This is a genomic window from Sneathiella chungangensis (genome assembly GCF_009882935.1).
GTDB lineage: Bacteria > Pseudomonadota > Alphaproteobacteria > Sneathiellales > Sneathiellaceae > Sneathiella > Sneathiella chungangensis.
Genome location: NZ_WTVA01000015.1, coordinates 32,678 through 46,096, shown reverse-complemented (window position 1 = coordinate 46,096; position 13,419 = coordinate 32,678). Strand labels below are relative to the sequence as shown.

General features: G+C 56.1%; 13 protein-coding genes. 8 read left to right on the top strand and 5 right to left on the bottom strand.

Going from position 1 to position 13,419, the window contains the following annotated elements; translation table 11 throughout:
• Positions 1-51: 51 nt before the first annotated feature.
• Complete coding sequence (locus GQF03_RS13240) at positions 52-1,197, bottom strand: acyl-CoA dehydrogenase family protein (protein ID WP_161339776.1); 1,146 nt, start codon at positions 1,195-1,197, stop codon at positions 52-54.
• 171 nt (positions 1,198-1,368) lie between these two features.
• On the opposite strand from GQF03_RS13240, the gene GQF03_RS13235 reads away from it, so the two are divergent.
• The 8 genes from GQF03_RS13235 (at position 1,369) to GQF03_RS13200 (ending at position 9,948) form a co-directional block, all read left to right on the top strand.
• A complete protein-coding gene (locus tag GQF03_RS13235; protein ID WP_161339775.1) occupies positions 1,369-1,986 on the top strand; it encodes a TetR/AcrR family transcriptional regulator in 618 nt (205 codons plus the stop codon).
• A gap of 34 nt (positions 1,987-2,020) precedes the next feature.
• Positions 2,021-2,848, top strand: coding sequence for an enoyl-CoA hydratase/isomerase family protein (locus GQF03_RS13230; protein WP_161339774.1), 828 nt, complete (start codon positions 2,021-2,023; stop codon positions 2,846-2,848).
• A 5-nt stretch (positions 2,849-2,853) separates the two neighbouring features.
• Positions 2,854-4,665, top strand: coding sequence for an acyclic terpene utilization AtuA family protein (locus GQF03_RS13225; protein WP_206376002.1), 1,812 nt, complete (start codon positions 2,854-2,856; stop codon positions 4,663-4,665).
• A 34-nt stretch (positions 4,666-4,699) separates the two neighbouring features.
• Positions 4,700-6,799, top strand: coding sequence for an acetate--CoA ligase family protein (locus GQF03_RS13220; protein WP_161339772.1), 2,100 nt, complete (start codon positions 4,700-4,702; stop codon positions 6,797-6,799).
• Complete coding sequence (locus GQF03_RS13215) at positions 6,796-8,001, top strand: CaiB/BaiF CoA transferase family protein (RefSeq protein ID WP_161339771.1); 1,206 nt, start codon at positions 6,796-6,798, stop codon at positions 7,999-8,001. Before GQF03_RS13220 ends, GQF03_RS13215 begins: the two co-directional genes overlap by 4 nt.
• A gap of 47 nt (positions 8,002-8,048) precedes the next feature.
• Positions 8,049-8,684 (top strand): glutathione S-transferase family protein, encoded by a 636-nt coding sequence (locus tag GQF03_RS13210; protein ID WP_161339770.1) that lies wholly within the window; start codon positions 8,049-8,051, stop codon positions 8,682-8,684.
• Positions 8,685-8,705: 21 nt separating this feature from the next.
• Entirely contained in the window at positions 8,706-9,368 is a 663-nt protein-coding gene (locus GQF03_RS18930) for a rhomboid family intramembrane serine protease (protein WP_161339769.1), read from the top strand.
• 103 nt (positions 9,369-9,471) lie between these two features.
• Entirely contained in the window at positions 9,472-9,948 is a 477-nt protein-coding gene (locus GQF03_RS13200) for a YHS domain-containing (seleno)protein (protein WP_161339768.1), read from the top strand.
• A gap of 72 nt (positions 9,949-10,020) precedes the next feature.
• On the opposite strand, the gene GQF03_RS13195 is transcribed toward GQF03_RS13200, so the two are convergent.
• The 4 genes from GQF03_RS13195 to GQF03_RS13180 form a co-directional block, all read right to left on the bottom strand.
• A complete protein-coding gene (locus GQF03_RS13195; RefSeq protein WP_161339767.1) occupies positions 10,021-10,524 on the bottom strand; it encodes a DUF934 domain-containing protein in 504 nt (167 codons plus the stop codon).
• On the bottom strand, positions 10,517-12,169 hold the full coding sequence (locus tag GQF03_RS13190) for a nitrite/sulfite reductase (protein ID WP_161339766.1): 1,653 nt from the start codon (positions 12,167-12,169) through the stop codon (positions 10,517-10,519). The genes GQF03_RS13195 and GQF03_RS13190 overlap by 8 nt, the downstream gene beginning before the upstream one ends.
• 14 nt (positions 12,170-12,183) lie before the next feature.
• On the bottom strand, positions 12,184-12,498 hold the full coding sequence (locus tag GQF03_RS13185) for a DUF2849 domain-containing protein (protein ID WP_161339765.1): 315 nt from the start codon (positions 12,496-12,498) through the stop codon (positions 12,184-12,186).
• A 131-nt stretch (positions 12,499-12,629) separates the two neighbouring features.
• Positions 12,630-13,379 carry a phosphoadenylyl-sulfate reductase gene (locus tag GQF03_RS13180; protein ID WP_161339764.1) on the bottom strand — a complete coding sequence of 250 codons (750 nt, stop codon included), beginning with the start codon at positions 13,377-13,379 and terminating at the stop codon, positions 12,630-12,632.
• Between the last annotated feature and the right edge of the window lie 40 nt (positions 13,380-13,419).

Genomic DNA, 13,419 nt, shown 5'->3' with positions numbered 1-13,419 from the left:
CCCACGCTTAGATTCTGCGGGTTTGAATCGGAAGGTCAATTTTCCGATCCCTCAATCCGGTGAAATTCCCATCAGCTTGGTTATTACCTTCAGCATGACTTCGTCCGCGCCGCCGCCGATCGAGGTGAGGCGGAAATCGCGGAATTTCCGGGAGATGGAGGATTCCCACATATATCCCTGTCCGCCCCAATATTGCAGGCAACTATCCATCACCTCGCGCTGCAATCGCCCGACTTTCAGCTTCGCCATGGAGGCGAGCTTGTTGACATCCTCACCCGAAACATAAAGGTCAACGGCGTGATAGGTAAGGGCTCTGAGCGCCTCGACTTCCGTTTGCAGTTCCGCAAGGCGGTAATTCACCACCTGGTTGTCGAGGATTGACCTACCGAACGCCTGTCGCTCCCGGGTATAGTTGATTGTCTCATTGATCGCCTCTTCCATAACGCGGGGACCTCGGGCGGCGGCGAACAACCGCTCTTCCTGGAACTGCTGCATCTGATAGATAAAGCCACGACCCTCCTCGCCGATAAGGTTCCGCTGCGGGACACGCACATCATCGAAGAAAAGCTGCGCGGTATCGGAGGACATCATGCCGATCTTGCGGATTTTGTGCTTCGTGATGCCCGGACTATCCATCGGAATAATGATCAGCGATTTATTCTTGTGAACGGGCCCGTCGCCGGTATTGGCAAGGAGGCATATCCAGTCCGCCTGTAGCCCGTTGGTGATATACATCTTCGAGCCATTGATCACATAGTCATCGCCGTCCTTGCGGGCTGTCGTTTTCAGGCTGGCGACGTCTGATCCGGCCGCCGCCTCGGTCACGCCGATACAGCCGACCATCTCCCCCTTGATCGCAGGCGCGAGGAAATTCCGGCGAAGTTCATCCGACCCATGGCGGGCAAGCGCCGGTGTCGACATATTCGTTTGCACGCCGATCGCCATGGCGACGCCGCCGCAAGCGATATAGCCGAGGGCTTCGGAAGCGACGGCTTCATAGGAATAGTCGAGCCCGCTGCCCCCATATTCGGAGGGTTTGCTGATCCCGAGAAAACCCATGTCGCCCATTTTCTTGAAAAGCTCATGGGCCGGGAACTGCTCGGCCTCCTCCCACTCGTCGACATGGGGATTTATTTCCGCCTCGATGAATTTTTTCAGACTTTCGGTAAGTTCTCGATGTTCTTGGGTGAACTGCATGGCGTCCGGCTTTATTATTCCGAGGAATATTTTCTAACCCCGGTCCCGAATGGGATTGTTTTTTTGGTTCAATGATACTAACATTCATGCATGAATGTTACAAATGATAAATGTGATAACGGACGTCGGGCATGAAATTCTCCTTTGCCTACCACAGAGATTTTGCATGGCATGGCACGCATGGATAACAGGCGGCGGCGAAGCCAGAAAGAACGGCGCGTTGAAACCCGGCGGCGCCTGGTCGATGCGACGATCAAACTGCTTCATGAAAAGGGGGCAGGGCTTCTCACCATGGAGGAAGTGGCGCGCGAGGCTGGCCTGACTCGCGGGGCGATCCAGTATCATTTTGACTGCCCGAAATCCCTTCTCATCGCGAGCATCGTTGAAATTGCCGACCGTCTCAGTAAGCATCTTGATGCGGTGGAACTGGCGCGGCTGCCCCTTAAAGAGCGGATAGACCGGGTTGTGGAAGATTATTGGCGCGGATTTCGTGGGGGAAACTATACTGCGTTCATAGAGATTGCCGTCCGGGGGCGACAGGATCCCGAATTCGAAGACGCGATTTCATCGACCCTGGCGGATTTGGAGCGGCAAAGAGATATTGTCTGGCAGACCGTTTTTGCCGATAGTGGACGAAGCCGGGAAGAAATACAGTCCTGGCGGCGGATGCTGCTTATCGCGCTGCGGGGTCTCGCACTGACAAATATGATTGCCGGGAGTGAGGAAAAAGTTTCGCTGCAAATCGATCAGTTTAAGGCTATGTTTAAAAGATACCTGACCGACTTATAAAAGGCGGGTAATGCGAAAAAGAAAGAATAAGAAAATGCATGAACTACCTGTATGTGAATTTCTCAAGCTTGAGGTGGCGGGACCGCGCCTCAACCTGATTTTCAACCGGCCGGATCAGCGCAATGCCATCAACAGCCAGATGGGGGCGGAGTTCGCGGCGGTCGTCGACTGGCTGGAGGCAACGCCGGAGGTGAGGGTGGTCGTGCTTCGCGGCGCAGGCGGACATTTCTGCGCCGGCGGGGATATCAAGGAACGCCGCAACATGGCCGACGATATCGTGACGGTAGATAGTGATCCGATAATGGAACGGAATGCGGCCGCCGGTATGGCCTTTCTCAAATTCGAGCATCTGCCGCAAACGACGATTGCGGTCGTCGAAGGATCTGCATTTGGTGGCGGCATGGGGTATGCCTGCCTTGCAGATATCACGATTGTGGCGGAAGGCGCGCGCATGGGCATGCCGGAGACAACGTTGGGTGTGGCCCCGGCGCAAATAGCACCTTATGTGGTAAAGCGCATTGGCCTGACCCGCGCGCGTCAGCTTGCGCTTACCGGTGAGCGGTTCGACGGCGCGAAAGCTTTTGAGTACGGGATCGCACAGTATTTATGCGCGGATGAGGATATCGATACGACACTTGAAGATGTGGTGGCGCGGGTGCTTCGGTGCGGGCCCAAGGCGAACGCGGCGACCAAGGCCATCATGCTGAAAGTCGGCTCGCTTCCCGAAGAGGAAATGGTCCGTTTTTCCGCGGCAAAATTTTCGGAGCTCAACCGGAGTGATGAAGGCAAGGAAGGGCAGTCCGCCTTTGCGGAAAAGCGCAAACCTGCCTGGCAACTGACCGGCAGCGAAGCAAAGGGATGAGTGCCATGACCGGTTCAAAAGCAATCCGTATCGGTGGCGCATCAGGTTATTGGGGCGATTCGCAGGAAGCGCCGCGCCAGCTCGTAATGAAAGGTGATCTTGACTATCTGGTGTTCGACTATCTTGCCGAAGTCACCATGTCGATCCTTGTTAGGGCGAAGGAAAAATCTCCGGATCAGGGGTATGCGCGTGATTTCGTCGATCTGGCGATGAAGCCGCTTTTGCATGAAATCAAGTCGCGGGGCATCAAGGTGGTGGCCAATGCCGGCGGTGTCAATGTGGCGGCCTGCGCGGCGGCACTTGCCAGGGTGGCGGAAGATGCGGGCATCGATCTCAAGATCGGCACGGTGGACGGCGATAATCTCGCGGATAAAATTGAAGATCTCCGCAAAGACGGCACGGTGGAAATGTTTTCGGGCGCGCCCATGCCGGAGGGGATGATTAGCGCCAATGCCTATCTCGGCGCCTTTCCCATAGCGGCAGCGCTCGATAATGGCGCTGATGTGGTAATCACCGGTCGCTGCGTTGACAGTGCCGTCACCCTGGGGCCGCTGATCCACGAATTTGGCTGGACCGTGGATGATTATGACAAACTAGCCGCCGGCTCGCTCGCCGGTCATATTCTCGAATGTGGCGCGCAGGCGACCGGGGGAAATTTCACGGACTGGCAGGACGTCGTCGGTGGCTGGGATGATATGGGCTATCCGATTGCGGTCTGCAGGAGCGATGGCACTTTCGCCGTCACGAAACCGCAGGGGACCGGCGGCGTTGTCTCCCGCCTCTCGGTTGGTGAGCAAATACTCTATGAGATCGGTGACCCGGCGGCCTATATCATGCCGGATGTGATCTGCGATTTTTCGCACGTGACCCTGACGGAAACGAAAAAGGACTGGCTGGAGGTTGCGAATGTGAAAGGCCGCGCCCCGACCGCCACCTACAAGGTGTCAGGTACCTACAAGGATGGATTTCGAGCGACCGCAACGACCGTGATTACCGGTTTCGATGCCGTCGCCAAGGGCAAGGCCTTCGCGGATGCGCTTTTGAAACGGACGCGGCGTCTATTCACTGAGCGAAACCTCGGCGATTACCGCGATACCGCCGTGCATATCATCGGCGCGCAGACGCTTTGGGGTGACAATGCGGACGAACACGCGGCCCTGTCACGTGAAATCGTGACGCAGATCGACGTCCGCCATGACGAGAAGGCGGCGCTCGAGCTTTTCTCCAAAGAGACAACGGGCGTCGGTCTTTCCATGACGACCGGCCGTTGTTCCGCCGGTGCCGCCGGCCGCCCGAAGATTACGCCCGTCGTTGCGCAGTTCGCCTTTCAGATCGATAAGGCGCGCATTAAGCCAAAGATATATATAAACAATAAACCGGTTAAATTTAAAATTCCGGTTCCGGCGAGCTATTCAGAATTTCCGAAACCGCGACATGCGGTCGCGGACACGCGACCGAGCGCAACCTCTGACGTGATGACGGAAGTGCCGCTGATCAAGCTTGCGGCGGCGCGAAGCGGCGATAAAGGCAATAACGCCAATGTCGGTGTCCTTGCCCGGAAACCGGAATATATGCCCTGGATAAAGCAAAGCGCGACGGAAGAGGCGGTGAAGAAATATTTCGGCCATGTCGTCGAAGGAGAGGTGATGCGATTTGACCTTCCGGGCATGGATGCGGTGAATTTCTTGCTGACGGATTGCCTTGGCGGCGGGGGAACCTCGACATTGCATCTGGATAATCTGGCGAAGACCTACGCCCAGCAATTGCTTGCCCTTCCGGTAAAAATTCCCGGAGATCTGGCGGAGAGCCTAGGATAACAATAAACGAACAGGGATAAAGAAGGAAAAAAGAATGACCCATCCACTTGAGCCCATGCTGCGACCGAAATCTGTTGCCATCATCGGCGCGTCGGACACGGCGTCGCGGATCGGCGGCCGGCCCATCCACGCCATGAAAGCGGCCGGTTACAAAGGCAATATCTATCCGGTCAATCCGAATTACGAGACGATCCAGGGATTGCCTGCCTATGCCTCTATCAAGGATGTGCCGACGGGTGTCGACTGCGCGGTGATCGCGGTTGCCGCGAAGGTCGCCGTACAGACCCTCAGGGATTGCGCGGATCAAGGCGTAAAAAGCGCCGTCATGTTTACATCGGGCTTTGCCGAACAGAGCGAGGACGGTGCGAAGGCGCAGCGCGAGATTTCCGAAATTGCGCGGACAAGCGGGATGCGGATAGTCGGCCCCAACTGTCTTGGGGTCTTCAACATAAGCGCGGGCTGGTACGGGACTTTCAGCAATGCGCCGGGCGCCCTTCGCCATCCACCCGGTCCCATCGGGATTGTCAGCCAGAGCGGCGCCTACGGCGCGCATGTCTTCACGGTATCCCAGCTTCGCGGTGTCGGATCGAATTACTGGGTGACGACGGGGAATGAATCCGATGTCGATGTCGCTGAGGTGATCGAGTATTACGCCCAGAATCCGGAAGTAAAGGTCGTTCTCGCCTATGCGGAGGGTATGAAAAATGCGGACCGGATCTGCCGCGCGCTTGAAATGGCGCGGGACGCGGAAAAGCCGGTCATCTTCATGAAGGTTGGGAAGACCGACGCGGGGGCGGCCGCCGCGGCGTCCCATACAGCGTCGCTTGCCGGGGCCGACGCGATTTACGATGCGCTATTCAAGCAGTATGGCGTCTATCGCGCCGAAACGACGGAGGAGTTCATCGATATCGCCTATGCCTGCCAATTCGGGAAATATCCGAAAGGCCGCAAGATCGACCTTCAGACGATCTCCGGCGGAGTTGGTGTGCAGATGGCGGACGCCTCGGTGAAATACGGCCTTGATGTCGCGCCGATTCCTGCCGCAACGCAAAAGAAGATGAAGGACCTTATTCCCTTCGCCGGTGTCGCTAATCCGGTGGATTTCACCGCCCAAGCGTTGAATGATCCCAAGCTGATGGAAGCCAACATCGAGATGACGATCGAGGAGGCGGACTTCGACAGTCATATCGTTTATCTCGCCGGTGTTCCCGCATCCCCCTTCACCAAGGATGCCTGCGCGCAGATCTTCGAGAATATCCGGGCGAAATATCCCGATGAGGTGATGATGATGAGTCTGATCGGCCCGGAGGACGTCGTCTCGATCTATGAAAAACTTAAAATGCCCTGCTATGAGGATCCGTCGCTCACCGTCCGGGCGATGGCGGCGCTCACGTACTTCGGCGAGGTATTTCGGCGCGGCCGGCCGGAAGCCCCGGCGAAACTCCCTGATAGCGCCCTGCCTGCGCCGACGAAGCCCATCGCCGAGCATGAAGCAAAAAAAGTACTTGCGAGTATCGGAGTGCCGGTCACGAAGGAAGAACTTGTGCAAACATCGGCCGATGCCGTCAAAGTCTGGCGGGATATCGGGGGTGCCGTGGTCATGAAAATCGCGTCGCCGGATATCCTCCATAAGACGGAAATTGGCGGCGTGCTCTTGAAACTAAATTCCGAGACGGAAGTCGCGGAAGGGTTCGATACGCTGATCGAGCGCGCCAAAAAGGCGAAGCCAAATGCCAAAATCGACGGCGTCATCGTTGCCGAAATGGTTTCGGGTGGCGTTGAGACGGTCATGGGTGTCGTTTGCGATCCGGTGTTCGGGCCGGCGGTCATGTTTGGCCTTGGCGGTGTCTTCGTCGAGGTATTGAAGGACGTCACGTTCCGCCTTGCGCCCTTCGGCGTCGATGAAGCCCACCGCATGATCGACGAAATTCAGGGCCGGGCAATGCTGGACGGTGTGCGGGGTGCGCCACCCTCGGACATAGATGCGCTGGCCGAGGCGCTTTCCCGGCTTTCGGTTTTCGCCGCTGAGAATGCCGACAAGATAGAAACAATCGACGTTAATCCCTTTATCGTACTGCCCAAAGGCGCGGTTGCGGTCGATGCATTGATCGTCCCGAAAGGAAGCGCAGTATGAGAGCCTATGAAGGATTAAAGGTCGTCGACTTTACGCAAGTATTGGCCGGACCGATCAGCACCCAGATGTTCTCCCTGCTCGGCGCCGATGTGATCAAGATTGAGGCACCGGTCAAGGGGGATCAGCTGCGCACCACCCTGTCAGACGCGGAGATGGTCGCAAAGCGCCTGTCTCCTGCCTTCCTGACGGTCAATCTTGGCAAACGAAGCCTCGCCATCGACCTGAAATCGGAAGAGGGGCGAGCAATCGCTTATCGCCTGATTGACGATGCGGACGTGGTTGTTGAAAATTTCAGTCCCGGCGTCGCGAAAAGGCTCGGGATTGACTATGAAACCCTTAAAAAGCGCAATCCCAATCTCGTTTATTGCTCCATCAGCGGGTACGGCCAGGAAGGGCCGCGCAGTGGTGATAAAGCTTATGATTCCGCCATTCAGGCGGCCTCTGGTCTTTTCACCCTGAATGGCCATGAGGAAACCGGACCGACGCGCATCGGCATCATGGTGATCGATATGTTCACCGGCGCCAACGCGGCTTTTGCGATTTCATCCGCATTGTATCGGCGGGAGAAGACGGGCGAGGGGCAGTATGTTGATGTGGCGATGTATGACAGCGCACTCCTGATCGCTGCGGCGCAGATGGCGGACTTTATGGTCCGCGGCAATGTTCCGCCGCTTATTGGCAATCAATCCCCGACCCGCCAGCCCACTGCCGGTGTGTTCGAGACGAAGGACGGAACGGTGTTGCTGGCGACGATCACGCCAGACCAGAATATTGCGGTGCTGAAGGCAGCGGGCCTTATGCATATGCTCGACGATCCCCGGTTTGCCACCTTCGAAGCCCGTCAGGCGAACCTGAATGAAGGGCTTGAACTGGTCGGCGAGGCAATGAAGACGAAGACAACCGCGGAATGGCTGGACATCATGAACAAGGCCGGCGTCGCTGTTCAGGCTGTCCGGACGCTGGCGGAAGCGACAACCGATCCACAGCTTGAGCATCGCGGTATCATTGTCCAGGCGGAAAATATCCAGGGGTTCGACGAGGCATTGCGGCTGGTCGGTGCTCCGTTCATCGCCAACGAAGACAGCCCGATCCGGGAAGCGTCGCCGCCCGGCAAGGTTGGCCAGCATACGGAGGAGATACTGCGCGAGCTTGGATATCCGGAAAATGAAATCGACAAGATTCTCTCCCTGAATAAGGGGTGACGACAGGTTCGTCCCCACAAATTTTTTGTCCGAAAGGGATCTGCTAAATGATAACGGTCCATCATCTTAATGACTCTCGCTCGCAGCGAATTTTATGGCTGCTTGAAGAACTCGGGGTCGATTATGACATTGTCTCGTATGCCCGCGATGCAACGACGCGTCTGGCGCCGCCCGAGCTCAAGAAAATTCATCCCCTCGGAAAATCGCCGGTGATCACGGATGACGATATGGTGATCCATGAATCGGGCGCAATTACGGACCATCTGATCCGGAAGTATGGCGAGGGAAGATTGGCGCCAGACGTTGGTTCGCCTGATTACATCAAATATGTGGAATGGCTGCACTATGCGGAAGGATCGGCGATGCTGCCGTTGTTGCTCCGCTTATATACCAGCCGCCTTGGCGAGGCCGCCGCGCCGCTGATGCCGCGGATAGATAGCGAAACGGAAAATCACTTCTCCTTCGTGGACGGTGAAATGGAGGCGCGCGATTTTTTTGTCGGCAATGAGTTGACCGGCGCCGATATCATGATGTCCTTCCCGCTCGAGGCGGCAAGGGCGCGCGGCATTCTCAAGATTTATCCGGTGCTGTCCGCCTTCGTCGATCGTATGCAGGCGCGCCCGGCGTATCTCAGGGCTCTTGAAAAAGGCGGGCATTACTCCTATGGTCCGGTGACTTCCTGATGCCAATAGAACTGGTCCAGTGTGACAGCGGATAATCAAAACCGGGAGCCGGTCTTCAACGTGCCGCCCGCGACCCTATATCTGGTCGCTGCCATTATTGGCGTTCATCTTTTGATGACGGTGACGTCGCCGGAAACGCTGAATTGGGTGTACAGCAATTTCTCCTTCCGTCCGGCCGTCATCGGGGCGATTCTGGAGCAGCCGACTCTGGGTGGTCTTTTTCACATATTCCTGACGCTCAACAGCCATTTATTCCTCCATCATGACTGGAGCCACATGGCCCTGAACGCGGGAATGCTGCTCGCCTTCGGGTCGATGACGGAACGACGATTTGGAGCGACGCGGTTTCTCTTGCTGTATTTTCTGTCCGGATGGTTCAGCGCTGTTGTTGAATATCTGATCGCGCCCGCCAATGTGGATGTCACGCTTTATGGCGCTTCGGGTGCCGTCTTCGGCGCGATGGGGGCGACGATGATTGTTCTCCTGCCACGGTATCGATTGCGCGGTGTTGTGACCATGGTCGCCGTGCTGCTCGGGATAAATTTCGTGATTGGGGCGACGCCTCTCGGAGCCCTGCTCGTCGGACCGGGAGCGGAAATTGCATGGGTTGCGCATATTGCCGGATTTGTTGCCGGGCTTGCGATCGCCCTTCTCTACTCAAGTCCACGCGCGCCGCGGCAATAACGCTCACGCTTTTGTTATTGAAAGTGGCTGGCGGTTATCCGCATTTTCCCTATCTTCTCCGCATAAGGAATTCTGTTCTTTCATATTAGGGAGGATATTCGAAATGCTGACCCAATGGACTAACCTTCGCATATCGGCGATCGCCTTGATTGCCGCCCTCTTGTCCTTTGCGACCGTCCAGACAGCCGCTGCGGAGAAGCTTTACTACAGTACACTCTTCGGAACGGCTGTCGAAGGATACGATGTCGTTGCCTACTTCACCGACGGAAAGCCTGTCGAGGGTAGCAAGGAGCATAGTGTCGAGTGGAAGGGTGTCGACTGGTATTTTGCAAGCGATGAACATAAAAAAATGTTCGAAGCCGAGCCGGAAAAATACGCTCCGCAATACGGCGGATATTGCGCCTGGGCGGTCAGTCAGGGATATACCGCGTCAACCGTTCCTGAAGCCTGGAAAATTGTCGACGACAAGCTCTATCTCAACTATTCCAAGGGCGTGCAAGCCACATGGGAAGAAGATGTTCCCGGCAATATACAAAAGGCAGATGGAAACTGGCCCGGTATCGCAAAGGACCTTGAATGAAAAAGCACCTGGCTGCGGGGGAGCGAGAACCAGGTGCTTTCAAAAGAAGCCGCATTGCGCGGTCTTCTTATTTCATATCGACTTCGGCTCACGACGCCAGATCGGGAATTCCTCATCTGCGGCCGGTTGATAGGTGACCGTCATTTCATCGAACGCCTTGAGTGAATTTGCGGGATTCTGATCCGCCCGCAATTCATATCCATTTATGCCGCATCGCTGCATGTAGAACAACTGGTCATGTAGAACATCGCCGGTCGCCCGGATTTCTCCCTGAAAGCCATAACGCTCCCGGAGGATTCGCGCCTGGCTGAAGGCCCGACCGTCGGCCATTTTCGGAAACTCCAGAACGATCAGGTCCAGTCGCTCGAGATCGTCCTTGATAATTCCCGGGTCGTCCGTATTACGAAGCGCGACGCCAAGCCGTCCGTTCCGCGCAAGCAGCATTTCGCGCGCCTGCATCCATTCTTCGAGCGGGACATAGATATCGCCGGAGGGGAGGGAGCTCCCGTCCTCAAGGCCGGTAAAGGGCATCCATTCGTCCGCCTCGATCTTTCGGTCCTTGATGTAGTTATCCATAGAGCCGCTCCTTGAAGGGAGCGTCGCCGAGCCGCCGGTAGGTCATCAAGAAGGTTTCCTCCGGATCCTCCCGGTTCTCGAGATAGACCGAGAGGACATCGCTGACAGCATCCACGATTTCGTCGGCTTCAAAGGCCGGACCGATAATCTTGCCGATGGCCGCATCCTCGCGTGCGCTGCCGCCGAGTGTCATTTGGTACACCTCCACACCCTTCTTGTTGACGCCGAGAATACCGATGTTCGCGACATGGTGATGTCCGCAGGCATTGATGCATCCCGAAATATTGATACTAACGTCGCCAAGGTCGTTCACGAAGTCATAATCGTCGAACCGCTGCGTGATCGCCTGAGAAATCGGGATCGAGCGCGCGGTTGCGAGGGCACAATAGTCCAGCCCGGGGCAGGAGATGATGTCCGTCACATGGTTATAGTTCGGCGTTGCGAGATCGAGCGCCTTCAGCTCTCCCCAGAGGGCGGGAAGGTCCTTGAGCCGGACATCGCTCAGCACCAGATTCTGCCGATGTGTCGAGCGAATCTGACCAAGGGAATATTTATCGGCAAGATCGGCAATCGCGTCCATCTGATCGGCGGTCACGTCGCCTGGCGGTTGGTGCGCGGTCTTGAGCGACAGATAGACGATGCGATATCCGGGTTGCTTGTGAAGTTCGATATTCTTGTCTACCCAGCGAGCGAACTCGGCGTTCGTGAGCAAAAGATTCTCGAATTCGCCGTCACGGTCCGATAGCTCCTCGTATTCCGGGTCGAGAAAGAACTTTTTGATCCATTCGAAATCCTCGTCCCGAAGATGGAGACCGCCCTTCTTGATCTTTTCCCATTCGGCTTCGACCATCTCGCGGAAATTATCCTCGCCGGTTTCATGGACCAGGATTTTAATGCGCGCCTTGTAAATATTGTCGCGCCGGCCCAGCATGTTATAGACCCGCAGAATCGCTTCGAGGTAGGTCAGCATATGCTGCTTGGGCAGGAACGGGCGGATCACTTTCCCGATCATCGGGGTACGCCCGAGTCCGCCGCCGACATGAACTTCAAAGCCGGTTTCCCCCGTGTCATTCCTGACAAGGCGAAGGCCGATATCATGGACGGCAACTGCTGCTCGATCCTGGGTTGCGCCGCTCACTGCGATTTTGAACTTGCGGGGCAGGAAGTTAAACTCCGGATGGAAGGTGGACCATTGGCGGATCAGTTCACAATAGGGGCGCGGATCCTCGATCTCGTCCCGCGCCACACCGGCGAGCGGATCGGACGTCGTGTTGCGGATGCAGTTGCCGCTCGTCTGAATGGCATGCATCTCGACTTTCGCGAGATCATCAAGGATATCCGGGACGTCCTCCAGTTTCGGCCAATTGTACTGGATATTCTGGCGCGTACTGAAATGGCCATACCCCTTGTCGTATTTCCGCGCGATGTGGGCAAGCGTTCGCATCTGGTCAGACGACAGCAGACCATAAGGGATTGCGACACGCAGCATGTAGGCGTGAAGCTGGAGATACAAGCCGTTGCGCAGGCGCTGGTGCTTGAATTCCTCTTCCGAAAGCTCGCCCTTTACGCGGCGTTCGACCTGCCCGCGGAATTGCGCGACCCGCTCCAGCAGGAGCTGGTGATCCTGCTCTGAATATTGATACATGGTAACCCTTGAATTTATGCGGCCCTGCGGCTCTCGCGAATTTTATCCTGCGGCAGCGTAATGGTCGGGCCGGATGCGCGAATCTGTTCGCGTTTCGTGGTGGCCATGATACCGCTGTCCGTCTCCAATACCTCGATGGCATAGGGGGCGACCACGATATTGTCCTGTTCCGACCTTTCGGCGGCTAGTTTCAACGCATCGAGCTCTTCGTCATGACCGGCTGTTGCCTGACTGATATCGAATGTCCAGGAGGGACGGCCATTCTCAAGACACAGATATGCGACCAGGCCTTCTTTCAACAGGGACGCGGTGTAAACTTGCAATGCCATTGTTGCTCTCCTTAATCACAGGGCCGGATCTGGTAATCACCGGACCGATCTTCGTTATCGGTAAATGTAGATATTTATTTTAAATTAGCAAGAAAAATGTATTTTAAAATAAATACCATAAAAAAAATGTATTATATCGCCGCCGACAATCCGGACCGACGGGCGAGATGGATTCCGCATTCCGTTTTGTCGCGCCCGGCCCAGCGACCGGAGCGGGGATCCGCCCCCTCCGCGACCCGGGAGGTGCAGGGCATGCAGCCGATGGACTTGAACCCGTCAGCGACCAGCGGATGCGGCGGCAGGTTCTTGGCCAGGAATGCTTGCTTGATGTCCTCCCCCGTCCAGTCGGCGAGCGGGTTGATCTTGACAAAATCCGTATCCGCCTCAATCACAGAAAGAGTGGAGCGGGTTGACGCCTGAAAATGCTTGCGGCCGGTAATCCAGGCTTTATACCCCAGATTACCCATTTTTTTCATGACTTTATCCAGCGGTTCGACTTTCCGGATATGGCAGCATTTGTCCGGGTTTTCATTGAACAGCATATCATCCGGATCGAACTGCATGAGGGTACCATCATCCGGGCGGATAATGCGTACATCCTCAAGGCCGAAATAGTCTGTCAGGGTTTTCTGATAGCGAAGGGTTTCACCGAAAAGGCGCCGTGTATCAAGAAAGATGACCGGAATGGTTGGATCGACCTTTGCCACCATATCCAGAAGAACCGCAGATTCCGCACCGAAGGATGAGGAGAGCATAATCTGCCCGTTGAGTTCCTTCGAGACCAGCGCATCGAGTAGCGCAAGACCGGAGAGATGACCATAGAGACCGCGAAGGCGGGCGGCTTCCGATTCGGGGCAGAATTGTTGCGCGATATTGCTCATCATATTTCCGTCGTGAATAATCCTTGACCATATTTATGGA